At 58.1% G+C, this 22,810-nt stretch carries 22 protein-coding genes and 2 riboswitches; of the genes, 18 read left to right on the top strand and 4 right to left on the bottom strand.

Annotated elements, in window-relative coordinates:
- Nucleotides 1-115 precede the first annotated feature (115 nt).
- Together ACTQ3R_RS03700 and alaS are read left to right on the top strand one after the other, a co-directional pair.
- Nucleotides 116-535 carry a DUF3887 domain-containing protein gene (locus tag ACTQ3R_RS03700; protein ID WP_441778048.1) on the top strand — a complete coding sequence of 140 codons (420 nt, stop codon included), beginning with the start codon at nucleotides 116-118 and terminating at the stop codon, nucleotides 533-535.
- Nucleotides 536-555: 20 nt separating this feature from the next.
- Nucleotides 556-3,231 (top strand): alanine--tRNA ligase, encoded by a 2,676-nt coding sequence (gene alaS, locus ACTQ3R_RS03695; RefSeq protein WP_441778047.1) that lies wholly within the window; start codon nucleotides 556-558, stop codon nucleotides 3,229-3,231.
- A 75-nt stretch (nucleotides 3,232-3,306) separates the two neighbouring features.
- Here alaS and ACTQ3R_RS03690 read toward each other — a convergent pair whose 3' ends face one another.
- A complete protein-coding gene (locus tag ACTQ3R_RS03690; RefSeq protein ID WP_441778046.1) occupies nucleotides 3,307-4,155 on the bottom strand; it encodes a polysaccharide deacetylase family protein in 849 nt (282 codons plus the stop codon).
- A gap of 202 nt (nucleotides 4,156-4,357) precedes the next feature.
- Between ACTQ3R_RS03690 and ACTQ3R_RS03685 the strand changes: the two genes are divergently transcribed.
- From ACTQ3R_RS03685 to ACTQ3R_RS03670, 4 genes are all read left to right on the top strand, one after another.
- On the top strand, nucleotides 4,358-4,852 hold the full coding sequence (locus tag ACTQ3R_RS03685) for an RNA polymerase sigma factor (protein ID WP_441778045.1): 495 nt from the start codon (nucleotides 4,358-4,360) through the stop codon (nucleotides 4,850-4,852).
- Entirely contained in the window at nucleotides 4,839-5,876 is a 1,038-nt protein-coding gene (locus ACTQ3R_RS03680) for a hypothetical protein (RefSeq protein ID WP_441778044.1), read from the top strand. Before ACTQ3R_RS03685 ends, ACTQ3R_RS03680 begins: the two co-directional genes overlap by 14 nt.
- 66 nt (nucleotides 5,877-5,942) lie before the next feature.
- Complete coding sequence (locus ACTQ3R_RS03675; RefSeq protein WP_441778043.1) at nucleotides 5,943-6,281, top strand: histidine triad nucleotide-binding protein; 339 nt, start codon at nucleotides 5,943-5,945, stop codon at nucleotides 6,279-6,281.
- Nucleotides 6,282-6,291: 10 nt separating this feature from the next.
- Complete coding sequence (locus tag ACTQ3R_RS03670) at nucleotides 6,292-6,465, top strand: DUF4250 domain-containing protein (protein WP_441778042.1); 174 nt, start codon at nucleotides 6,292-6,294, stop codon at nucleotides 6,463-6,465.
- Nucleotides 6,466-6,572: 107 nt separating this feature from the next.
- Here ACTQ3R_RS03670 and rpmB read toward each other — a convergent pair whose 3' ends face one another.
- Entirely contained in the window at nucleotides 6,573-6,761 is a 189-nt protein-coding gene (rpmB, locus tag ACTQ3R_RS03665) for a 50S ribosomal protein L28 (protein WP_087288054.1), read from the bottom strand.
- A gap of 231 nt (nucleotides 6,762-6,992) precedes the next feature.
- Here rpmB and hprK point away from each other — a divergent pair, with 231 nt between their 5' ends.
- The 10 genes from hprK to mgtE all read left to right on the top strand — a co-directional run bounded on the left by hprK (nucleotide 6,993) and on the right by mgtE (nucleotide 18,924).
- Nucleotides 6,993-7,943 carry an HPr(Ser) kinase/phosphatase gene (gene hprK, locus ACTQ3R_RS03660; protein ID WP_441778041.1) on the top strand — a complete coding sequence of 317 codons (951 nt, stop codon included), beginning with the start codon at nucleotides 6,993-6,995 and terminating at the stop codon, nucleotides 7,941-7,943.
- A 1-nt stretch (nucleotide 7,944) separates the two neighbouring features.
- On the top strand, nucleotides 7,945-8,895 hold the full coding sequence (locus ACTQ3R_RS03655) for an ROK family protein (RefSeq protein ID WP_441778040.1): 951 nt from the start codon (nucleotides 7,945-7,947) through the stop codon (nucleotides 8,893-8,895).
- A gap of 152 nt (nucleotides 8,896-9,047) precedes the next feature.
- Entirely contained in the window at nucleotides 9,048-9,950 is a 903-nt protein-coding gene (gene murB / locus ACTQ3R_RS03650; RefSeq protein WP_441778039.1) for a UDP-N-acetylmuramate dehydrogenase, read from the top strand.
- Between the two features lie 29 nt (nucleotides 9,951-9,979).
- Complete coding sequence (gene rapZ, locus ACTQ3R_RS03645; protein WP_441778038.1) at nucleotides 9,980-10,843, top strand: RNase adapter RapZ; 864 nt, start codon at nucleotides 9,980-9,982, stop codon at nucleotides 10,841-10,843.
- A 22-nt stretch (nucleotides 10,844-10,865) separates the two neighbouring features.
- On the top strand, nucleotides 10,866-11,906 hold the full coding sequence (locus ACTQ3R_RS03640) for a gluconeogenesis factor YvcK family protein (protein ID WP_441778037.1): 1,041 nt from the start codon (nucleotides 10,866-10,868) through the stop codon (nucleotides 11,904-11,906).
- 2 nt (nucleotides 11,907-11,908) lie between these two features.
- Nucleotides 11,909-12,799 carry a DNA-binding protein WhiA gene (whiA, locus tag ACTQ3R_RS03635; RefSeq protein ID WP_441778036.1) on the top strand — a complete coding sequence of 297 codons (891 nt, stop codon included), beginning with the start codon at nucleotides 11,909-11,911 and terminating at the stop codon, nucleotides 12,797-12,799.
- A gap of 29 nt (nucleotides 12,800-12,828) precedes the next feature.
- Nucleotides 12,829-13,317 (top strand): GNAT family N-acetyltransferase, encoded by a 489-nt coding sequence (locus ACTQ3R_RS03630; protein ID WP_441778035.1) that lies wholly within the window; start codon nucleotides 12,829-12,831, stop codon nucleotides 13,315-13,317.
- 16 nt (nucleotides 13,318-13,333) lie between these two features.
- Nucleotides 13,334-13,963, top strand: coding sequence for a hypothetical protein (locus tag ACTQ3R_RS03625; protein ID WP_441778034.1), 630 nt, complete (start codon nucleotides 13,334-13,336; stop codon nucleotides 13,961-13,963).
- A gap of 37 nt (nucleotides 13,964-14,000) precedes the next feature.
- Nucleotides 14,001-17,471 (top strand): DNA polymerase III subunit alpha, encoded by a 3,471-nt coding sequence (locus ACTQ3R_RS03620; RefSeq protein ID WP_441778033.1) that lies wholly within the window; start codon nucleotides 14,001-14,003, stop codon nucleotides 17,469-17,471.
- Between the two features lie 52 nt (nucleotides 17,472-17,523).
- Nucleotides 17,524-17,684: riboswitch (M-box (ykoK) riboswitch) on the top strand.
- 244 nt (nucleotides 17,685-17,928) lie between these two features.
- Complete coding sequence (mgtE, locus tag ACTQ3R_RS03615; RefSeq protein ID WP_441778032.1) at nucleotides 17,929-18,924, top strand: magnesium transporter; 996 nt, start codon at nucleotides 17,929-17,931, stop codon at nucleotides 18,922-18,924.
- A gap of 40 nt (nucleotides 18,925-18,964) precedes the next feature.
- Here the strand turns inward: mgtE and ACTQ3R_RS03610 are convergent, their stop codons facing one another.
- A complete protein-coding gene (locus ACTQ3R_RS03610) occupies nucleotides 18,965-19,480 on the bottom strand; it encodes an ECF transporter S component (RefSeq protein ID WP_441778031.1) in 516 nt (171 codons plus the stop codon).
- 125 nt (nucleotides 19,481-19,605) lie between these two features.
- Here ACTQ3R_RS03610 and pdxR point away from each other — a divergent pair, with 125 nt between their 5' ends.
- Nucleotides 19,606-20,997 carry a MocR-like pyridoxine biosynthesis transcription factor PdxR gene (gene pdxR / locus ACTQ3R_RS03605; protein ID WP_441778030.1) on the top strand — a complete coding sequence of 464 codons (1,392 nt, stop codon included), beginning with the start codon at nucleotides 19,606-19,608 and terminating at the stop codon, nucleotides 20,995-20,997.
- A gap of 49 nt (nucleotides 20,998-21,046) precedes the next feature.
- Here the strand turns inward: pdxR and ACTQ3R_RS03600 are convergent, their stop codons facing one another.
- Nucleotides 21,047-21,670 carry an ECF transporter S component gene (locus tag ACTQ3R_RS03600; protein WP_441778029.1) on the bottom strand — a complete coding sequence of 208 codons (624 nt, stop codon included), beginning with the start codon at nucleotides 21,668-21,670 and terminating at the stop codon, nucleotides 21,047-21,049.
- A 108-nt stretch (nucleotides 21,671-21,778) separates the two neighbouring features.
- A riboswitch (FMN riboswitch) is annotated at nucleotides 21,779-21,906 on the bottom strand.
- A 175-nt stretch (nucleotides 21,907-22,081) separates the two neighbouring features.
- Between ACTQ3R_RS03600 and pyrH the strand changes: the two genes are divergently transcribed.
- Nucleotides 22,082-22,795 carry a UMP kinase gene (gene pyrH / locus ACTQ3R_RS03595; RefSeq protein ID WP_441778028.1) on the top strand — a complete coding sequence of 238 codons (714 nt, stop codon included), beginning with the start codon at nucleotides 22,082-22,084 and terminating at the stop codon, nucleotides 22,793-22,795.
- Nucleotides 22,796-22,810 lie beyond the last annotated feature (15 nt).

Raw genomic sequence — 22,810 nt, 5'->3', positions numbered from 1 at the left:
GGTGATTACTGTCAGACCATTTACTCTCCCATTCTAACAGCTTCAGCTTTGAGATGGAAAAAGACGCGGCTGGCTGCCGCGCCTTAAACCGTAACTATATTGTAGGAGGTGGAATATGAAGAAGAGAAGAACCGGGCTTTTGCTGATGCTGGTCGGCGTGCTGGCCCTGTTTCTGCTGACTGGATGTAAGGGGAAACCGCTTCCGGATGGGATGGACGAGGAAACACTCCTTTCCGCCGGGCAGGAAGTGGTGGATCTGCTGATGGAAGCAGATTACCAGCAGGTCTACGACCGTTTCCGCGAGGATATCCGGGAGAACTTGACAGTAGACAACGTGAAAAACCTGATGGAATCGGAAACCAAGGGTGCCGGAGACTTTAAAAAAGTGAAGGACACACTGGCCACCGGCAGTACGGAGGGGGAAGATCACGGCATTGCGGTCATCTATTGCGAATATTCAAAGGAAAATGTAAGGTTTCGTGTGGCGTTTGACCCGGATTTGAACCTGATTGGACTTGAAATTGGACAAAATTAAACAATTTGGAGGTAATTCCCATGTACGATCCCAAACCCTATGGACTCAATGAGCTGCGTGAGATGTTCCTGTCTTTCTTTGAGACGAAGGGACACCTGCGCCTGCCCAGCTTTTCCCTGATCCCCCAGAACGATGCCAGCCTGCTGCTCATCAACTCCGGTATGGCTCCCATGAAGCCCTTCTTTACCGGCGAGCAGGAGCCTCCCCGCCACCGGGTGACCACCTGCCAGAAGTGCATCCGCACCGGCGATATTGAGAACATCGGCAAGACCGCCCGCCACGGCACCTACTTTGAGATGCTGGGCAACTTCTCCTTCGGTGACTACTTCAAAAAGGACGCCATTCACTGGGCCTGGGAGTTTCTGACCAGCAAGGAATGGGTTGGCCTGGATCCCAGCCGCCTCTATCCCTCCGTCTTTGCCGGCAACGAGACGACCCCCGCCGATGACGAGGCCTTCCGCATCTGGCATGAGGAGATCGGCATCCCTGCCGACCACATTTTCAAGTTTGGCAAGGCCGACAACTTCTGGGAGCATGGTTCCGGCCCCTGCGGCCCCTGTTCCGAGATCTACTACGACCGCGGAGAGCAGTGGGGCTGCGGCAAGCCCGGATGTACCGTGGGCTGCGACTGCGACCGGTATATCGAGGTCTGGAACGTGGTGTTCTCTCAGTTTGACAACGACGGCGAGGGCCACTATACCGAGCTGAAGCAGAAGAATATCGACACCGGCATGGGACTGGAGCGTCTGGCTTGCGTATGCCAGGGTGTGCCCTCCCTCTTTGATGTGGACACCGTCATGAACATCACCTCCAAGGTTACCGAGCTCACCGGCGCTTCCTATGGCCAGAGCCATGCCACGGATGTGTCCCTCCGGGTCATTACCGACCATATCCGTTCCGCCACCTTTATGATCTGCGACGGCGTGCTCCCCTCCAACGAGGGCCGGGGCTATGTGCTGCGCCGCCTGCTGCGCCGGGCAGCCCGCCACGGCAAGCTCCTGGGCGTCAACGAGCCCTTCCTCTACAAGGTGTGTGACACCGTCATCCACGAGAATGAGGGCCACTACCCCGAGCTGCGGGAGCGCCAGGACTATATCACCAAGGTCATCCGGGTGGAGGAGGAGAACTTCGCCAAGACCATCGACGGCGGTCTGCGCATCTTCAACGACATGCTCGCCGAGCACAAGGCCAAGGGCGAGCAGACCTTCTCCGGCTCCGATGCCTTCAAGCTCTATGATACCTATGGCTTCCCCATCGACCTGACCCTGGAGATGGTGGAAGAACAGGGCATGAAGCTGGACGAGGCGGAGTTCCACAAGCAGATGGACGAGCAGCGCCAGCGGGCCCGGAAGGCCCGTGAGGCCCTGGGTGACCTGGGTTGGGCCGGCGTGGAGTTTGGAAAGGACGTGCCCGAGACCCAGTTTGTGGGGTATGAAAATACCGCCATCGACGACGCCAAGGTCGTTGCCCTGGTCGTGGAGAATGAGCAGGCTGAGGAGCTTATGCCCGGCGTTGAGGGCATCGTGGTGCTGGACAAGACCCCCTTCTATGCGGAGATGGGCGGCCAGGTGGCCGACCACGGCACCATTTCTGCCGATGGCATCTCCTTCCAGGTGACCGACGTGCAGAAGAACAAGGGTGGCAAGTATATGCACTACGGCAAGGTGACCGAGGGTGTGCTGAAGGTGGGCGACACGGTCTCCGCCGCTATTGATGTGTCCCGGCGCAAGGCCGTTATGCGTGCCCACTCCGCCACCCACCTGCTGGACAAAGCCCTGCGTACCGTACTGGGCGACCACGTCCATCAGGCTGGCTCCCTGGTGGAGGAGGACCGTCTGCGCTTTGACTTTACCCACTTCTCTGCCATGACGGCCGAGGAGCTGGCCAAGGTGTCCGCCATGGTCAACGAGGCCGTGCTGGAGGGCTACGACATCCACACCGATGTGCTGCCCATTGAGGAGGCCAAGAAGCGTGGGGCCATCGCCCTGTTTGGTGAGAAGTACGGCGATACCGTCCGTGTGGTTGACATGGGCGAGGGCTATTCCGTGGAGTTCTGCGGCGGCACGCACCTGGATAATACTGCGAAGGTTGGTGTGTTCCATATCTCCAGCGAGTTCTCCGTGGCCAGCGGCGTGCGCCGTATTGAGGCCACCACCGGCCGGGCTTCCCTGGAAGTTATGAACCGCAACCAGGAGATGCTCTTCCAGGCCGCTGCTGCCATCAAGGCCAAGCCCGGCGAGCTGCGTGAGAAGGCAGAGGTCCTGATGGGCGAGGTGAAGGAGCTGCGCCAGGCCGTGGAGAAGTTCAAGACTCGTGAGGCCATGGGTCAGGCAGAGCGTTTCCTCTTTGGCGCTCACGAGGTTGGCGGCTTGAAGGTGCTTACCGCCACCGTTGCTGAGGCCGATGCGGGCAAGCTGCGCAGCATGGGCGATTTCCTGAAGGACAAGGAGCCCAATGTGGTGGCTGTTCTAGCCGCTGTGACCGGGGAGAAGATCACCTTCCTGGCCGTGTGCGGCAAGCAGGCCGTTGCCAAGGGCGTAAAGGCCGGCGACATCATCAAGCAGGTCTCCGCCATTGCCGGTGGTTCTGGCGGCGGCAAGCCCGACTCCGCCATGGGCGGCGGCAAGGATCCGCTGATGGTGGATAACGCGCTGGCCATGGTAGACAATGTGGTTTCCATGAAGTTGGGTCTGTAAGCCGCCCAGCGAGCGAGAGCGAGCCGCGCCGTGAGGCGTGTAAAAAATCCCCGCTGCAATGCAGCGGGGATTTTATTATGCCTGAATCAGTGCCAACAGCTCCTGAGGGGTACAGTCGTCTATGGAATACCGTCCCATCAGGTGCAGACTGTCTGGGTCATTGTGCCGTACAAGGGCCGGCTTTGCCTGGGTAGTCAGAGTAACCGAAAAGCCAAGCTGGGTGCTGATGGCCTCGCTGTCCTGGGTGTAAAGCCCGTGGGGGTAGGCCAACACCTGGATGATTGCTCCAGTGTTCTGATACAAGGTGTCTTTTGAACGCTGGAAATCCTGCTGCAATACCTGCAGGTAAGCCTCGGCAGTCTCTCCCTCCTTGGGCAAAACCCCCTTCCGGCCGCCGTCCAGCTCCAGAGGACGGTACTGGTGGAGGTCATAGGTGTGGCTTTGGATGGACATGACTCCAGAGTCGATCATCTCCCTGGCCTGCCCATATGTAAAATGAGGGATGGTGGAGACCCCGGTGTCCTTGTAGGTATCCTTGCCCACTGAGCTGCCGATGACAAAAATAGTGCCTACCATGCCACGGGCGCGAAGCGCGGGCCAGGCAATTTTATAGTTGCTCAGATAGCCGTCGTCAAAGGTGATGAGGATGGGCTTTTCGGGCAGAGAGAGCCCGTGTTTCACAAAGCTGATGACCTGTTGAAACGTGACGGTGTTATACCCAGCCTTCTGGATGGCGTCCAGGTGGGATAAAAACACCTTTTTGGAGATCGTACTGTCACCTTCTCCTGTGTCCTGAATGTCGTGATAGAGGAGAATGGGGATAGAGACCTGTTGGGGAACGTGGCTGGCAAAGACGGTGGAAATACCAGTTGCGGCCAGCAGAAGGAGAAGAACCAGCAGTTGACAGCGTTTTTTGATGAGCATGACTTGTCCTCCGTTACTATTTTATGGGGAAAAAGCGGCTTTATATCCAACACAAAGATAGGAGGAGAAATGTTGAGGATCTGTACGGGAAGAACCAAAACATGTTATAACATAAGTAAAAATGAAAAAGTTCCGTTCGGGCCAACATTTTGTCCTGCCCGATTGTGTAATGGGCAGAGAGACAGGGAAGGAGGTGTCCCGAATGGGAACCGTTCACACCGGAGAGGAAGTGGCCGCCCTCTACCGAAAGCATGTGGGTATGGTCTATCAGATTTGCCTCATGCTGATGAAAAATGTACCGGATGCGGAAGATGCCACCCAAACTGTCTTTCGCAAGGTGATGGAGTATGAAAAGCCCTTTCGTGATCCGGAGCACGAAAAGGCCTGGCTGATCGTCACTGCCCGAAATGAGTGCAGAAATCAGCTGAAGCACTGGTGGAGGAAAAACCGGGCAAGTGAAGAGACGCTGCAAAACCTGACCTGGGAGCAGCCCGAGGACGGAGAGCTGTGGGAGTATATTCTCTCTTTGCCGGAAAAGTACCGCATGGTGCTCTATCTCCACTATTATCAGGGATATACTGCCCTGGAGACGGCGGAGATACTGGGGAAAAATCCCTCTACCGTCCGCACCTGGCTGGTCCAGGCCAGATGGAAACTGAAAGAGATTTTGGAGGTGGAAGAGTATGGACAAATGTGAAGTGAAGCGGGTCTTTGACCAGGTAAAGCCAACCCCGGAACAAGAACAGGCTATGCTGGACCGCCTCCTAGAAGAACAAAAGGAGGTCAAACCTGTGAGCCGTATGAAGAAGATGACCGCCGTATTGGTGGCCGCCGCTCTGCTGCTGATGGCCTGTGCCTTTACGGTGGCGACAGGTGTGGATCAGCGTTTGCTGGCCCTGTTTCGTGGGGACGAACAAGACGCGCAGCAGATTACCGAAGGGGTCGTTTCGGTGGGAGAACGTTACAGCTATGACAATGGCTGGACGGTGGAAGTTGAGCAGGTGCTGGTGGATCGGTACTCGCTGGCCGTTTTGGTGGATCTGATCGGCCCGGAGGGAACGGTTATGAATGGGGAGGACTGCTTTATTGATTTTGCCTCTGAAATCATACCAGAGGATGGGGAGGGCGTAGGGAGCTATGTCAGCGGTTCCACCGTTTTGGAGGATGAAAACCCGGAAGATAACCGGATTTCATTCCTTTGGCAGCGGGGCCCATCCACTTTTTTGAAGTCCGGTACGCAGAGCTTGATTGGCTGTGAGATATCACTGCGGCCCACATGGCTTACGCGGGGGGGGAGCCGAGGGATCATTGCAGATTTTCGGGGAGATCAGAGAACGTTTACCATCCAATTGCCCGAAAAGGACAGCGGATGGACTTACCAACTGGGATGCCCAATCCAGGTGGACGAGGAAACTATGACACTGGAAAGCCTCTATATTTCTCCCATCAGTGTGGCTTGCTTTGTAAACGGAACCCCGCATGACGCCCGGATGTGGGGACCTCCTGGGCTGTCCGACATATATGAAAGCCTGGTGTTAAATATGGCAAACGGAGATTCGGTGACTATGAGCCAGTCTGTGAGCCAGACCTATAATCCGGAGTCTGGAGAAGGCCGCCTTGTATTTCAGACAGAACAGATCATCCAGCCCGAGAATGTGGTTTCCGTCACTCTGTTGGGCCAGACCTTCTCTCTGGAGGGCCTTGCCCCGGCGGCGGAGTAAAAATAGCTTGCAATCACGGGAAAAAGGGGTACAATGGTTTTACCAAGCAATAAAGGAGGTAACCCTATGTCTGACTGTCTGTTTTGTAAGATCGCAAACGGCCAGATCCCGTCCAACAAGGTCTATGAGGATGAGACGGTCTATGCCTTTTACGACATCGACCCCCAGGCGCCCACCCATTTTCTGGTGATTCCCAAGATGCACATTGCCTCTGTGGCCGAGATCACCCCGGAAAACGCCACCGTGGTGGCCCACATTTTCGCGGTCATCTCCAAGGTGACAAAGGAACTGGGACTGGAGAGCTACCGTGTGGTCTCCAACATTGGCGAACAGGCCGGCCAGTCCGTCCCCCATCTTCACTTCCATGTCCTGTCCGGACGGGATATGACCTGGCCTCCGGGCTGACGGAGGGACTATGCTGCCCCAAGACCCTGTGATATTGCTCAGTGTGGTCAACACCCGCCTGCGGGATGGCTGCGGCTGTCTGGAGGAGCTGTGCTCCCAGGAGGACGTGTGTCCCCAAGACCTGTGTGAAAAGCTGGCGGCCATGGGTTTTTCCTATGACCGGGAGAGCAATCAGTTTAAGTGAGATAAAATGGACCGCTCCGCCGGAGTGGTCCATTTTCACTGCGCTGAGAAAGGAAAAAACCTCTGTGTACGGTGACACAGAGGTTTTTGAGATTGCCTAATTCCAAATCACACAGCGCGGGTGACCTTACCGGAACGGAGGCATCTGGTGCAGACGTACACGTGAGTGGGAGTGCCCTTCACGATCGCCTTCACGCGCTTCACGTTAGGCTTCCAGGTGCGGTTGGAGCGGCGATGAGAGTGGGACACCTGAATGCCGAAGGTGACGCCCTTGTCGCAGAATTCGCATTTGGCCATGTTGCTTACCTCCTCGCTATGAGAATCGCTTTCCAAAAAAGCTTCGACTGATATGATACCAGAAAGTCCGACGGAATGCAAGAACTTTTTTTAAAATTTCCTGGGAAAATCGAAACTCTTCCCACACGGCTTTTTCTTGCCTAAATAAAGATTTTGGTCTATACTAATAATCACGAAACGGGCACAGGGTGAAAGGAGAATTTGTGCCCAGGCAGAGAGGGGAATTAAGCTATGACAGAAACTGTCAGCAGTGTCCGACTGGGAGAGATCATCCAGGAGTTTGACCTGGAGATCCTGCGCAAGGGACCCGATTATGAGAATGTGCCCCTGCGTACCCTGGACGTAAACCGGCCGGGGCTTCCGCTGACCGGATTTTTTGAGCATTTTGACACCGAACGCCTGCTGCTCATCGGCCTGACGGAGAGCACCTATGTGAACGGTATGACCCCCCAGCAGCGGCGGGACAGCTTTGACCGGCTGCTGTCCTATCCCGTCCCCGCCCTGATCCTGACCCGTGGGCTGGAGCCTACGCGGGAGTGTATGGAGATGGCGGACAAGCATGACCGGACGATCCTGCGTACCCATGTGCAGACTTCGGAATTTATGAGCGCCCTGATCAGCAGTCTATATAATCACCTTGCCCCGCAAATTACCCGCTCTGGGGTAATGATGGAAATCTATGGCGAGGGCGTCCTCTTCCAGGGGGAGTCGGGCGTGGGCAAAAGTGAGGTTGCCATTGAGCTTCTGAAGCGCGGACACCGCCTCATTGCTGACGACGCGGTGGTCATTAAGATGACCAACCACAAAACATTGGTGGCCAGCGCACCGGAGCTCATCCAGGGATATATGGAGCTGCGGGGGATCGGCGTGGTGGATGTGAGCCGTCTGATGGGTATGGGAGCCATCAAGATGAGCCAGCAGATCGACCTGGTAGTCAATCTGGAGCCCTGGGACGACAACGCGGTGTACGACCGCTTTGGCCTGGAATCTGCCTTTACCGAGATCATGGGGGTAAAGGTGCCCGCTGTCACCATTCCGGTGAAGCCCGGCCGGAATCTGGCCAGCATTGTGGAAGTGGCGGCTATGAACAACCGCAACCGGAAAATGGGGCACAACGCGGCTCTGGAGCTGACCCATCGGATGGATCGGCATTTTCAGACGATAGAAGAAGGGGGAAAATGAGATGTATTATATCGGCATTGATGTGGGCGGCACCAACCTGGTGGCCGGTCTGGTGAATGAGAAGGGACACATCCTGGACAAGGTGAGCCACCCGGTGGACAAGTCCATGACGGCGGAGGAGCTGTGTCATGAGCTGGCCCGCCTGGCCCAGAAGGTCTGTGAAATGGGCGCGGTGCCCTATGAGGAAATTGAGGCAGTCGGCGTGGGTCTGCCCGGCCTGGTGGACAATGACACGGGAATGGTGATCCAGACGCCCAACATGGCCTTCTCCGATACTCCCTTCCGCAAGCTCTTCCAGGAGGTTTGGAATGTCCCTGTTTTCCTGGCCAATGATGCAAACTGTGCCGCGGTTGGTGAGTACTGGGCCGGCGCGGCCAAGGGCTGTGACCCTGCTGTGGTGGTCACGCTGGGCACCGGCATCGGCGGAGGTCTGGTAGCCAATGGCAAGCTCTTTACGGGCTATGCCAACTCCGGCATGGAAGTTGGCCACATGATCATCAAGCCCAACGGCGTGCTGTGTGGCTGCGGCAACCGGGGCTGCTGGGAGCAGTACGGTTCTGCCACCGCCCTCATCCGTCTGACTCAGGCGGAGATGGAGAAGGATAAGAGCAGCGTGATGTGGGAGCTGTGTGAGGGCGACCGGTTCAAGGTCCAGGGCCGTACCGCATTCCAGGGTGCCCGTCTGGGAGACCCGGCGGCCAAGCGGGTGCTGGGTGTCTACCTCCAGGGGCTGTCCATCGGCATCATTAACCTGATCAATGTCCTCCAGCCTGAGATCATCTGTCTGGGCGGCGGCATCAGCAATGCGGAGGACGACCTGCTGCTGGAGCCGCTCCAGGAGCTGGTGAAGCAAGGTTCCTTTGATAAAACCCGCCCCACCCGGCTGGAGAAGGCTTCTCTGGGCAATGACGCGGGAGTCGTGGGCGCGGCTCTGCTGTGCAATATGATGTAAAAATATTTCGTCCAAGGGGGCATAGTCCCATGGACGATACGCTGCGGGACCTGGGCGATGCCTGGGTCCTGCTTTTTTTGCGGGAGCTATTCTATTTTAGAAAAAGTTTTGTTATAATGACTTCGTATCGAGTTCTCTCATGAGGAGGAAATATGAAAGAGTTTGAAGCGCTGAGGGAGCATCTGGCTGCGCTGTGTCCCCAGCTGGAGCTGCGGGCAGAAGAGCCCATGAGCCGTCACACTACCTTTCGGGTGGGCGGTCCCTGTGCCCTGATGGCCCTTCCTAAGACGGAGCAGGAGGCACGGGCGGCCGTTGCAGCGGCCCATGAGTTGGGGATCGCCCCCTTTTTCCTGGGAAATGGATCCAATCTGCTGGTACCGGACCGGGGCGTGGAACGGTTTCTGATCAAGACGACCGGCCTTGACTGGGTGGAGCGGCAGGGAAATGCCCTGGCAGCCGGCGGGGGGATTACCCTGGCCCGTCTGGCCCGCTTTGCACAGGGAGAGGGCCTGTCCGGGCTGGAATTTGCCCACGGGATCCCCGGAAGCCTGGGAGGCGGGGTCACCATGAACGCCGGAGCCTATGGGGGAGAGCTGAAAGATGTGGTGTGTTCGGTCACCTGCCTCAATGAGGCGGGGGAGACCGAGGAGGTCACAGACTTTGACTTTGGGTATCGCCGCAGTGCCTTTTCCGATGGCCGGCGTATGGTCCTTTCCGCCCGGCTGGAGTTGACCCCAGGAGATCCGCAGGCCATTTTGGCGCGGATGGAGGAGCTGTCTGCCCAGCGCCAGGCGAAACAGCCCCTGGAGTATCCCAGCGCTGGGTCCATGTTTAAGCGGCCCCCAGGACATTATGCCGCCGCCCTCATTGACCAGTGCGGCCTGAAAGGTTTCCTGGTGGGGGGCGCCCAGGTGTCCGAAAAGCATGCGGGCTTTGTAGTCAACCGGGGAGGAGCCACCTGTGAGGATATCCTGATGTTGGTGGACCGGGTAAGGACCATTGTGCGGGAAAAAACCGGCGTGGAGCTGGAGATGGAAGTGAAACTTCTCCAGTAACCTGGTCTTGTACAAAAGAGGTGTTTTCAATGGAATTTGTCATCATTTCGGGCCTGTCCGGAGCCGGAAAAAGCAAAGCTGCCTCCTTTATGGAGGATATGGATTTTTTCTGTGTGGACAATCTGCCCGCTCCGCTGATTCCCAAGTTTGCGGAACTGGGCATGGCCGGAGCCGGAGAGTACGACCGGGTGGTGCTGGTGACCGATATTCGGGGCGGTACCAACTTTGACGGGCTCTTCCAGGCCCTGGAGGATTTAAAGCGGATGAAGTGTTCCTACCGCATCCTCTTTATGGAGGCTTCCGATGCGGTGATCATCAAGCGCTATAAAGAGAGCCGCCGCAGCCACCCCCTGGAGGAGCAGTGCGACAGCTTGGAGCAGGCCATTGCCCTGGAGCGGAAGATGCTCGCTCCCCTGCGGGAGCGGGCGGAGTACATCATCGACACCAGCAACCTCTCCACGGCCAAGCTGAAGGGGGAATTGCGCCGGCTGTTCGGCCGGGAAGGCAGCGCCGAGGGGCGGATGGATGTGCGGGTCTTTTCCTTCGGCTTCAAGCACGGCCTGCCCATGGAGGCTGATCTGGTCTTTGACGTGCGGTTTTTGCCCAACCCTTACTATATGGCCGATCTGCGGGCCCACACAGGCCTTGAGCAGGGGGTGCGGGACTATGTGTTCCACGGCGGCCAGGCAGAGGACTTTTTGGAGCGGCTGTGGAATCTGCTGGGCTGGCTGCTGCCCCGGTATGAGGAGGAGGGCAAGACCGCACTGGTCATTGCCATAGGCTGTACTGGCGGACACCACCGCTCGGTGGCCATTGCCCACGCCCTGTCGGAAAAGATCCGGGCAGAGGGCTGGTCCGTGGCAGAGAGCCACCGGGATCTGGGCCGCACCTGAACATAAAAATGGAGGAACATCCATGTCAAATCAGTATCCAAACCTTCAGCAGTGGGAGCGGGGCCCGAAGATCGTCGCGGTGGGCGGCGGGACGGGACTGTCTACCATGCTGCGGGGCCTGAAAAAATACACCAAGAACCTCACCGCCATTGTTACCGTGGCCGATGACGGGGGAGGGTCGGGGATCCTCCGCCAGGACCTTGGGATGCCCCCTCCGGGGGACATCCGCCACTGTATGGAGGCTCTGGCCAACACCGAGCCGGTGATGGAAAAGCTGCTTACCTACCGCTTTACCGAGGGGAGCCTGGCGGGACAGTCCTTCGGCAACCTGATTCTAGCGGCTCTGAATGGCATCACCGGTTCCTTTGAGGAAGCGGTGACCCAGATGAGCCATGTTCTGGCCATCACCGGACGGGTCATTCCGGTGACCAGCGCCGATGTGCAGCTGGAGGCCGTGTTTGAAAATGGGGCCAGCGTGATAGGAGAATCGAAAATCTATGCCTGCAAAAAGGAGCAGGACTGCCGCATCCACCATGTGGCCCTGATCCCGGAGCGGCCCGAAGCTACCCCTGCGGCCCTGGAGGCCATCGGAGAGGCGGACCTCATCGTGCTGGGTCCTGGGAGCCTCTATACCAGCGTCATCCCCAACCTGCTGGTGGAAGGGGTGGCCCATGCCATTGCCCAGTCCGATGCCCCCAAAATTTATGTATGCAATATTATGACCCAGGACGGAGAGACCGAAGGTTACACCGCCGCCGACCATCTGGAAGCCCTGATGGTACACGGTGAGCCGGGGCTGGTGGATCTGTGCCTGGCCAATTCCGCCGCCGTACCCCAGAATCTGGTGGATAAGTACAGCCAAGAGGATGCCGCCCCCCTGTATGTGGACCGGGAGCGGATCGCAGCCATGGGCTTTGAACTGGTGGAGCGGCCGGTGGCCTGGGAGGGGGGGAACTTTGCCCGCCACGACCCGGACAAGCTGGCCGAGGCCCTGTTGGAGATCTACCGCCGCCGTGCGGTGCGTATTTTCCACGGAGCGCGGCGCTATATTTTGGAGGAATGACCATGTCCTTTGCCGGAGACGTAAAAAGTGAACTGTGCCGCGCCCCTCTGGGGCGCAAGTGCTGCATCCAGGCGGAGGCCTACGGCGTACTGCTCTACTGCAATACCTTCAGCCCACGGGAGATCCGGGTCGTGACAGAGAACGAAGCCTTTGCCCAGCGCCTGCCGGTGCTGTTTAAAAAGGCCTTTCGCCTGAGCTTTGACCATCTGCCGGAGGGGGAAGGAAAAAAGGTTTTTTCCATTACACAGCCGGAAAAAATTGAGGAGATCCACCATATATTTGGTGCAGACCAGGGAGCGCTGGCCCTCCATGTAAACTTTGCTGTGGTGGAGGAGGCGTGCTGCCGGGCGTCATTTCTCCGGGGTGCCTTTCTGGCGGGCGGGTCGGTCACCGACCCCAGAAAGGGATACCACCTGGAGCTGGCCACCGCCCACCACAGCGTCAGCCGGGAGGTGCTGGCCCTGATGCGGGAGCAGGAGCTGGAGCCTAAGGCGGCCCAGCGCAAGGGAAATTCGGTGATCTATTTCAAGCAGAGCAACCGCATTGAGGATTTCCTTACCTGTGTGGGCGCCCCTCTGGCCGCCATGGAAGTGATGAACGCAAAGCTGGAGAAGGACCTGCGGGGGAGCGTCAACCGACGGGTGAATTGTGACGCGGCCAATCTGGACAAGGCGGTGGAGGCCGCCATGGCCCAGCTGGACGCCATCCGCCGCCTGGAGGAGCGGGGAGAGATGATCGCCCTGCCGGATAAGCTTCGGGAGGCTGCCGCACTGCGTCTGGCCCATCCAGAGGACACCCTCAGCCAGCTGGCGGAACGTTTCGACCCGCCGATTACCAAATCCGCCCTGAACCACCGCCTGAGAAAATTGGTGGAGCTGGGCAAAGAGTCCTGAACCGCAATACTGAAATAGGAGAGATACCAATGGCAAACTGTACCTTTCGCTCTGCCGTCCAAGGGGACGAGGAGCTGATTTTATCCTTTATCCGTGCCCTGGCGGAGTATGAACATATGGCCGACCAGGTGGTGGCCACCCCGGAAATTTTGCGGGAGTGGCTCTTTGAAAAGAAAAAGGCAGAGGTGATCTTTGCCGTCCACGGGGGGAAAGAAGTGGGCTTTGCCCTGTTTTTCCATAACTTTTCCACCTTCCTGGGCCGGGCGGGCATTTATCTGGAGGACCTGTTCGTTCTGCCCGAGGAGCGTGGCCACGGCTATGGCAAGGCCCTGCTCAAGCACCTGGCCCACATTGCCGTGGAGCGGGGCTGCGGGCGGCTGGAGTGGTCCTGCCTGGACTGGAACACTCCCTCCATCGACTTTTATACCAAGCGCATGCAAGCCGTTCCCATGGATGAGTGGACGGTATACCGCCTGACTGGGGAGACTCTGGAGGAGGCTGCCCAGGAAGAGGCCTGAGCCGGGAGAACATACCATGAAAAAACTACTGGCTGCCGCGCTGGCCCTTGCTTTGCTGCTGGGGGCTGGGTGTGCCAACAAAGAAACAAATACCGCCTCGTCAAGCCAGACTGAAACCCTTGAAAATACAGAAACTGAACAGGAAAATCCCTTGACAGCGTCAGGGGTGCTGAACTTTGTCTATTCCAGCGGCGCAGGGGGCTGGAGCACCCAGCTGAGCCTTCAGAGCGACGGCTCCTTTACGGGCCGCTATGAGGATACAGACCTGGGAGACATGGGGGAGGAGAACCCCAATGGGACAATCTATGTCTGTGATTTTTCCGGCAGCTTTTCCCAGCCCGGCAAGGTGGATGACCACTTTTGGACTATGGAGCTGGAGTACCTGTCCACCCAGAAGGAGCCGGGAGAGGTTACCTATGAAGAGGGGATCAAGTACGTCTCTGCCGAGCCAAACGGCCTGGAGCGGGCCCAGGAGGTCTGGCTCTATCTGCCGGGGGCAGAGACGAAGGACCTGCCCGAAGAATTTCTGTCCTGGGCCACATCCGCCTTTTCTGGGGATGTGCCCGAGCAGCTGCCCTTTTACGGGCTTTACAGTGTAAATGATCAGTCCGGCTTTGTGGGATTCCCGGTGGAAGAGACCGCCTGAAGGAACACCTGCGCCGGACTCTGAGAGAGGAGAACCTATGTCCTTTGTCCATCTACATCTGCATACGGAATTTTCCCTGTTGGACGGGGCCTGCCGGATCAAGAAGCTGGTCCAGCAGGTAAAGGAGCTGGGCCAGGAGGCAGTGGCCATCACCGACCATGGGTGCATGTATGGAGTCATCGACTTCTATCGCGCCTGTAAGGCCGAGGGGATCAAACCCATCATTGGCTGCGAGGTCTATGTGGCGCCTCGGGGCCGTACCCGCTTCCAAAAGGTCCACGAGTTTGACGCGGAGGCCCGTCATCTGGTGCTTTTGTGCCGGAATGAAGAGGGGTACCGCAACCTCTCCTACATGGTCTCCCAGGCCTATCTGGAGGGGTTTTACATCAAGCCCCGCATTGATATGGACCTGCTGCGGGAGCACTGCGGCGGACTGATCGCCTGTTCCGCCTGTCTGGGAGGAGAGATTCCCCGTCTGCTCCTGGCCGATGACTATGAGGGGGCCAAAGCGGTGGCGTTGGAGATGCGGGAGCTGTTCGGAGAGGACGGCTACTACCTGGAGCTCCAGGACCACGGCATTGCCGCTCAGAAGCGGGTGAACGCGGGCCTGCTCCGCCTCCATGAGGAGACGGGCATTCCCCTCATCGCCACCAACGATGCCCACTATCTCCGCCGGGAGGATGCGGAGATGCAGGACATCCTTATGTGCATCCAGACGGGCAAGACCCTGGACGAGCCCAACCGGATGCGCTTTGAAACACGGGAGTTTTATGTAAAGTCAGAGGGCGAGATGGCCGCCCTGTTTCCCAACCATCCGGAGGCGCTGGAGAACACCGCAAAAATTGCCCAGCTGTGCAACGTGGAGTTTGAGTTCGGCAAATACCACCTGCCCCATTTCCAGCTGCCTGAGGGCTGGACCGATGGAGAGGCCTATTTCAAAAAGCTCTGTCTGGACGGGTTTGCCCGGCGCTATCCGGATGGACCGGAGGAGTACCGCAAACAGCTCCAGTACGAGATGGACATGATCCGAAAGATGGGCTTTGTGGACTACTTCCTCATCGTCTCGGACTTTATCGCCTTTGCCAAGGGAAACGGCATCCCCGTGGGGCCGGGCCGCGGCTCGGCGGCGGGGTCCATGGTGTCCTACTGTTTGAACATCACCGACCTGGACCCCATGAAATATAGCCTCTACTTCGAGCGTTTTCTGAACCCGGAGCGGGTGTCCATGCCGGATATCGACATTGACTTCTGCATCCGCCGCCGGCAGGAAGTCATTGATTATGTAAATCGAAAATATGGCTCCGACCATGTGGCTCAGATCGTCACCTTTGGTACCATGGCCGCACGGGGGTCCGTGCGGGACGTGGGACGGGTGCTGGGCATGCCCTATGGGGACGTGGACGCGGTGGCGAAACTCATTCCCAGTGGTCCGGGTGCCCTGCACATCACCCTGGAGGATGCTCTGAAGCTGTCCAAGCAGCTGAAAGATGCCTATGACGGGGATGAGAAGGTGAAGAAGCTCATCGACACCGCCATGGCCATTGAGGGAATGCCCCGGAATACCTCCACCCACGCCGCTGGCGTAGTCATCACCAGCCGCCCAGTGTGCGACTATGTACCTCTGGCCACCAACGATGGCCTGCCCGTGACCCAGTACATTATGACCACCCTGGAGGAGCTGGGGCTGCTGAAAATGGACTTTCTGGGCCTGCGGAACCTGACCATTCTGGACGATGCCATGCGCATGGTGAAAAGCAAGGAAAAAGACTTTACCCTTGCAGCCATTCCTGAGAATGATCCGGCGACTATGGCTATGCTTTCCGAGGGAAAAACAGCCGGCGTGTTCCAGATGGAATCGGCGGGGATGACAGGGGTGTGCCTGGGCCTGAAGCCCCAGAACATCGAGGACATCACCGCCATCATTGCCCTCTACCGCCCCGGCCCCATGGATTCCATTCCCCGGTTTATTGCCTGTAAAAATAACCCAGGGAAAATCACGTATAAGCACCCCTCTCTGGTGCCCATCCTGTCCAATACCTACGGCTGCATTGTCTATCAGGAGCAGGTGATCCAGATTTTCCAGCAGCTGGCTGGCTATTCCCTGGGACAGGCGGATATGGTGCGCCGGGCTATGTCCAAGAAGAAGGCTAAGGACATTGAGCGGGAGCGGGCTGCCTTTGTCCACGGGGACCCCTCCCGGAATATTATCGGCTGTGAGAAAAACGGCGTCCCCGCCGCCGTGGCCGAGTCCATCTACGACGAAATCAACGACTTTGCCAACTACGCCTTCAACAAGGCGCATGCGGTCTGTTACGCCGTGGTGGCCTATCAGACGGCCTGGTTTAAGTGCCACCACCCGAAGGAGTATATGGCCGCCCTGCTTACCTCCGTGCTGGACTCCACCGAGAAGGTGGCCGACTACATCGCCGAGTGCCGGGACATGGGGATCCCTCTGCTGCCCCCGGACGTGAACGAATCGGACGCCGACTTCACCGTGGTGGAGGGAGGGATCCGCTTTGGCCTGGTGGCCCTGAAGGGAGTGGGCCGGGCGGTGATCAATAGCCTGCTGGAGGAGCGGCGTAAAGGCGGAGCCTTTACAGACTTTATGGATTTCTGCGATCGACTTTTTGACCAGGACCTGAACCGCCGGGTGGTGGAAAGTCTCATCAAGAGCGGAGCCTTTGACGCCATGGGCTACCGCCGCTCTCAGCTTATGCAGGTCTATGGCCAGGTGCTGGACGGCATTGCCGCCAGCCGCAAGCGGAATGTGGAGGGCCAGATGGATCTGTTTGGCTTTGGCGGGGGAGAAGAGAGCCCATCGCCGCTGCCCACCCTCCATTTGCCCGATTTGCCTGAGTATTCTCCCCAGGAGCTGATGACCATGGAGAAGGAGACCACGGGTCTTTACCTCTCCGGCCACCCTATGGACCAGTACCGGGAGCAGGCCAAAGCTGTGGGAGCGGTGACGATCGGTTCCATCCTCGGCGACTTTTCCAGGGAGGACGGCCCCAGACAGTACCGGGACGAGCAGCGTGTAACCATCGCCGGGGTCATTTCCGCCTATAAAACCCGCACCACCCGAAACAACACCTTGATGGCTTATGTCAACCTGGAGGACGACACCGCATCTATGGAACTGCTGTGCTTCTCACGGGTGCTCAATGAGAGCGGCAGCTACATCCGGGAAAACAGTGCGGTGCTGGTGACGGGAAAGATCTCCGTCCGGGACGAAAAGGAGCCCCAGATCATGGTGGACTCTATCCGGCCGCTGGGAGATCTGGAGCCGGAGGCGGGGAAAGAGGAGAAGCTGTGGCTGCGTCTGCCCAGCCGGGAGGACCCCCGTCTGCGGAAGATCCGGCTGGCGTTGTCCTTCTTCCCAGGAGAGAGCCAGGTGATCCTCTATTTTGAGGACTGCAAAAAGCGGGTCGGGTCCCGTTGTCAGATCCATCCTGCCCTGGTGCGTGATTTGAAAGAACGCCTTGGGGAGAAGAACGTGATCGTCCAGTAGTCTGATTTTCTCTTTTTTGGTTGACAGAAGGTAAAAGTTGAGGTATAATAACCCTGTAATCCGGTAGGTAAGGCTACCGCAGGGATATGGGTCGCTGCCGCAAAAGGATGGAGACATCCTTCGTTGGTTTGAACAGGTCCTGTCGAATTCAAGGCAGAATCTAACGCGATTTCACCGCCCTGCGACGCTAAAGCTTGGACGGTGGTATGTGTTTGGTGTGTGTAGAGCACGCGTGCCGCCGCCGCGGTATGCGTGCTCTTTTTATCTGCCTGGAGAAAGCTTACAGAACAAAGTGAGGTGAACATTCCATGGACAGTGGCAGTCGAGGTCCCGGTATACGAACTCAATATTGGCTCCGGCGTCCATGGATGGGCGCCTATCTAGCCGGCTGAGTTTGCCGGACCTCCCTGTCAGGAAGGAGCGAAAGCTTGACTTTAATGACAAGGAGGAAATTCCCATGAAGAAAATGAATCTTATGCCCGTTGTCCCTGAGACGGTTGGGGCTATCATGTCCCGCGAGATGCTGATGTTTTCCCCTCTCATGCGTGCACGGGAGGCTCTGGCCCGGCTGCGCCAGGTGGGCGTGCCCGAGGATTTTATGAGCAACTGCTATGTGGTGGATGAGCAGGGGCTGCTGCTGGGGGTCTTTACCCTGCGCGAGCTGGTCATGGCGCCCGACCACAAGCGGCTGGACCAGTTCATGACCTCACCCAGGGCTGTTCTTGCTCCGGATGACGACCAGGAGCAGGCGGTGGCCCTGATGGAGCGGGTGGACTGTGTGGAGCTGCCCGTGGTGGATGACGAAGGGCTGCTGGTTGGCACCGTCACGGCTGACGACGCCCTGGAGGTCCTCCGGGAGGAGGCCACCGAGGACATGGAGCGCATGGCCGCCATTCTCCCTTCGGAGAAGCCCTACCTTCAGACCCGGATCTGGGACATCTATAAAAACCGGGTGGTATGGCTGCTGCTGCTGATGGTGTCCGCCGCCTTTACTGGGGCCATCATCACCCACTATGAGACCGCCTTGGCCGCCCAGGTAGTGCTCACCGCCTTTATTCCCATGCTCATGGATACCGGCGGAAACTGCGGCAGCCAGTCCTCGGTTACGGTGATTCGCGGCCTGTCCCTGGGGGAGATCCGTTACAGCGACTGGCTGCGGGTGGCCTGGAAGGAGATCCAGGTGGGATTGCTGTGCGGCGTGACCCTGGCGGCAGTCAACCTGCTGCGTCTGACCCTGCTCAACCATCTGGACTTCATGGTTGCCATGGTGGTGAGCCTTACTCTGGTGGTGACGGTGATCGTCTCCAAGCTGCTGGGCTGTTTCCTTCCCATTGCTGCCAGCCGGGTCCACCTGGACCCCGCGGTGATGGCCAGCCCCCTCATCACCACCATTGCCGACGCCATCTCCCTGGTGGTTTATTTCCGCATTGCAACCATGCTGCTGGGTATTTAAAAAATGGAGCGAGGAAGGATAACCTTCCCGCTCCATCTTTTTATATCCCAGCCAGGGCCCGGCCCCGGCTGAGAAGGTGGTACACTGCCGCCGCCGCCCCAAGGCCGAAGATTCCCTGAACGATGTTCCCAGGAATGGAGGCAGCGGCAGCCCATCCCTTGCCCAGCCACAGGCAGGCGTAGCCGAAATAGCCCAGTACCATAATGGTTTCCCCCACCAGACCGCTTACCAACTGGGTGGGGAGCAGGCACACCGGCTTTTGCCGCAGGGACTGGAAGAGCCAAGCCGCCGCCGCAGCCATGGCCAGCTTGACGGCAAAGGTTCCTGGGGCGTAGTGGGCGTAGCCGGAGAGCAGGTCGGCCAGCATGGAACCCACTCCGGCGGCCGCGCCCCCGTACCAGGGACCCAGTACCCAGGCGGAGAGAAGAACGGCGCAGTCCCCTAAGTTGACATAACCCTGCATGGGGGAGGGGACCTGAATGACCATGGTCATGACGGTGCACAGGGCGGCAAAAAGGGAGGCCTGCACCAGCTTGTGGATCTGTTTGTGGGACATAGTGATCGCTCCTTTGGCAGAAAAATTTCCCTTGCATTTTTTATTTATCTGTATTTTAATTATATCTGGTACTATGAAAAGAACCAAATTGATACTATTTTATAAGACCAGATGGAGCGATTGCGATGTTGACCTATGATTTGGAGCAGCGGGGGAACCTGGCCCGGTATGATTATCTGTACCGGTGTATTCGGGAGGATATTCTGTCCGGACGGCTCAGACCGGAGGAGCGGCTGCCCTCCAAACGAAGCCTGGCCGCCCATTTAAACACGGCAGTGGTAACGGTGGAGAATGCCTACGCCCAGTTGGAAGCGGAAGGGTATCTCTATGCCCGTGAGAAGCGGGGGTACTATGTGGCGCCGGTGGAGGCGCATACGTTGAAGGGGGAGCCTCCGGGACGAGAGCCGGAGCAGGTCCTTCCTCAGTGGCTGCTGGATTTGGGAGGACTGGGAAGTGGGACGGAGGGATTTCCCTTTTCCCTTTGGGCCAGGCTGACCCGGCGGGTGCTCACCCAGCGGGGAGAGCAGCTTTTGCGGGCTATGCCTCCCAACGGCGTGATGGAACTGCGCCAGGCCATTTCCCGGCACCTGTACCATGTTCGTGGGATCTCCGCTGCCCCGGAGCAAATTGTGGTGGGGGCAGGGACGGAGTATCTCTATAACTTGTTGGTGCAGCTGCTGGGGCGGGACCGGATTTATGGCCTGGAGGACCCTGGCTATTCCAAAGCGGAGCGGATCTATACCCTCAGCGGGGCCCGGTGCCTGTCTCTTCCGGTAGAGGAAGGGGGAGTCCCTTTGGAGGAGCTGGAAAAAAGCGGCTGCCAGGTCCTTCACATCTCGCCCAACCACCAGTTTCCTACCGGGACGGTCACGCCCATTTCCCGACGGCAGGGGATACTCCGCTGGGCCGGGGCGGGGGCAGAGCGGTATATTATTGAGGATGACTATGACAGCGAATTTCGCTTTACAGGCCGTCCAATTCCAACACTTCAGAGCATTGATCAAGAAGAAAAGGTGCTTTATGTCAACACATTTTCCCGCACCCTAGCCCCTTCCCTGCGTATTGGGTATTTGGTACTGCCCCGGCCGCTGCTGAACGAATATGAGAGGCGGCTGGGCTTCTATTCTTCCACGGTTCCGGCCATCGAGCAGTATACGCTGGCTTTGTTTTTGGAGGAGGGGCATTTTGAACGGCACCTGAACCGCATGCGGGTCTTTTACCGCAACCGGAGGGACCAGGTCATTGCCGCCATCCAGCATAGCCCTTTGGCCGGACGCTGCCAGATCATGGGGGAGGAGGCCGGACTCCATTTTCTTCTGCGCTTGGATACCCAGGTGGAGGACACCCAATTGGAGGCTGCGGCTCGGGCACAGGGAATCCGGCTGTCTTTTCTGACCCAGTATGAACAGGTGCCGGGGCGGGCCAGCCCGCACACGCTGGTGGTCAGTTATCCGGGATTGGACGAAGAGAAATTGGGAGCGGGACTGGAAGTGCTGGCAAAGCTTCTGGACAAATGAGCGCAAAAAAGCGAGGCAGATGATCTGCCTCGCTTTGAAACGGTTTGGCTCAGCGGTTGGTTCCGTGGAGAATGGGGGACAGGGGCTTATAGACCAGGAAACAAAGGGCGGTGGTCAGCAGCCCCTTGACCAGAGTAAAGGGGGCGTTGAAGACGATCAGACACTCCAGCAGGCCGCCGGAGGTGGGACGGATCTCTCTGTACATGTTTAAAATAGCGTCAATGGGCATGAACTTGGTGTAGATGGGGTAGGAGATGTAATAATTCAGGGGCACAGACAGGATGGCCATGATCACCGCGCCCACCAGAGCGCCCAGCAGGGCCCCCTTCCGGGATTTCATGTGCTGGTAGAGGTAGCCGGCGGGGAAGACAAAGCAGGCGCCCAGCAGGAAATTACACAGCTCTCCGGCGCCGCCGGTGGAGGTAATGGTCAGGTGAATGAGGTTTTTCACCAGGCAGACCATCACGCCGTATACGGGGCCCAGGCTGAAGGAAGCCAGCAGGGCGGGCAGCTCAGAGAAGTCCATCTGCACGAAGGAGGGGATGAGGAAGGGGATGGGGAAGTCCAGGAACATGAGCATGAAGGCCACCGCGGACAGCATGGCGGTGACGGCCAGGTTCCTGGCGCGGGTGTGGCTGGTGGCGTGGGGGGTGGCTGCAATGGGATTGGACATAAAAAACACTCCTTATTGATTTGATACACCCGGAAAGCCATGCCTTCCAGGTGTCAAAACAATTAAGGAGGTGCGCACGCACGCGCAAAAATGCGCGTGAATTGTCTAACACATCTTCTTCCATCCGGACTATAACCGTTGGTCCCGGAGTTTCACCGGGTCAGCGGACGCAGAACCTGCGCCCGGTCGCGGACTGTACCGCCAGTGGGGAATTTCACCCCGCCCTGAAGACATCCTATCCAGTTGTTCTCCCGTATTATACGCTTTGCCCGAAAAAAATGCAACCCCCAGATTTTGTTCTTCTGAAAAAAGGAAAATGTGGACAAATTGAAAAAGTTTGACTTTCCCCCTATGCAAACGGAGAGAATTATATTAAAATAGGGGACAAGAAAAATGACAGGAGTGGTACCCATGGCACCAAAGTATAAGCGCGTATTGTTAAAGATCAGCGGAGAGGCCCTGGCGGGGGAAGCATCCCGGGGCCTTGATTTTAATGTCATCGGCAGCGTGTGCGACGTAGTCAGCAAATGCGTTGACCTGGGCGTCCAGGTCGGCATTGTGGTGGGCGGCGGCAACTTCTGGCGCGGCGTCAAGGATGGCGGCGACCGGATGGAGCGTGTCCGGGCCGACCACATGGGTATGCTGGCCACCGCCATCAATGCCCTGGCTGTGGCAGATGTGCTGGAGCAGAAGGGCGTGGAGGTCCGCGTCCAGACGGCTGTGGAGATGCGGGCCATGGCCGAGCCTTATATCCGGTCCCGTGCCATCCGCCATCTGGAGAAGGGCCGCGTGGTCATTTTCGGCTGCGGCACCGGCAACCCCTTCTTCTCCACTGACACCGCCGCGGTGCTTCGGGCCGCAGAAATTGACGCGGACGTGATCCTGCTGGCCAAGAATGTGGACGGCGTCTACTCCGCCGATCCCAAGAAGGACCCCAACGCTGTGAAGTACAGCAAGATCACCTATGATGAGGTTCTGGCCCAGCATCTGGCGGTAATGGATTCCACCGCCACTTCCCTGTCCATGGACAACAAGATCCCTGTGCTTCTCTTTGCCCTGAAGGACCCCGAGAACATCCTCCGGGCCATCATGGGAGAGGAGATCGGCACCATTGTGGGCGGCTGAAGGGCTGCTGAAACA

The sequence above is a fragment of the Lawsonibacter sp. LCP25S3_E2 genome (assembly GCF_052117285.1).
GTDB lineage: Bacteria > Bacillota > Clostridia > Oscillospirales > Oscillospiraceae > Lawsonibacter.
Note: the sequence above shows the minus strand (reverse complement) of the source record. Positions and strands in the feature narration are given on the sequence as shown.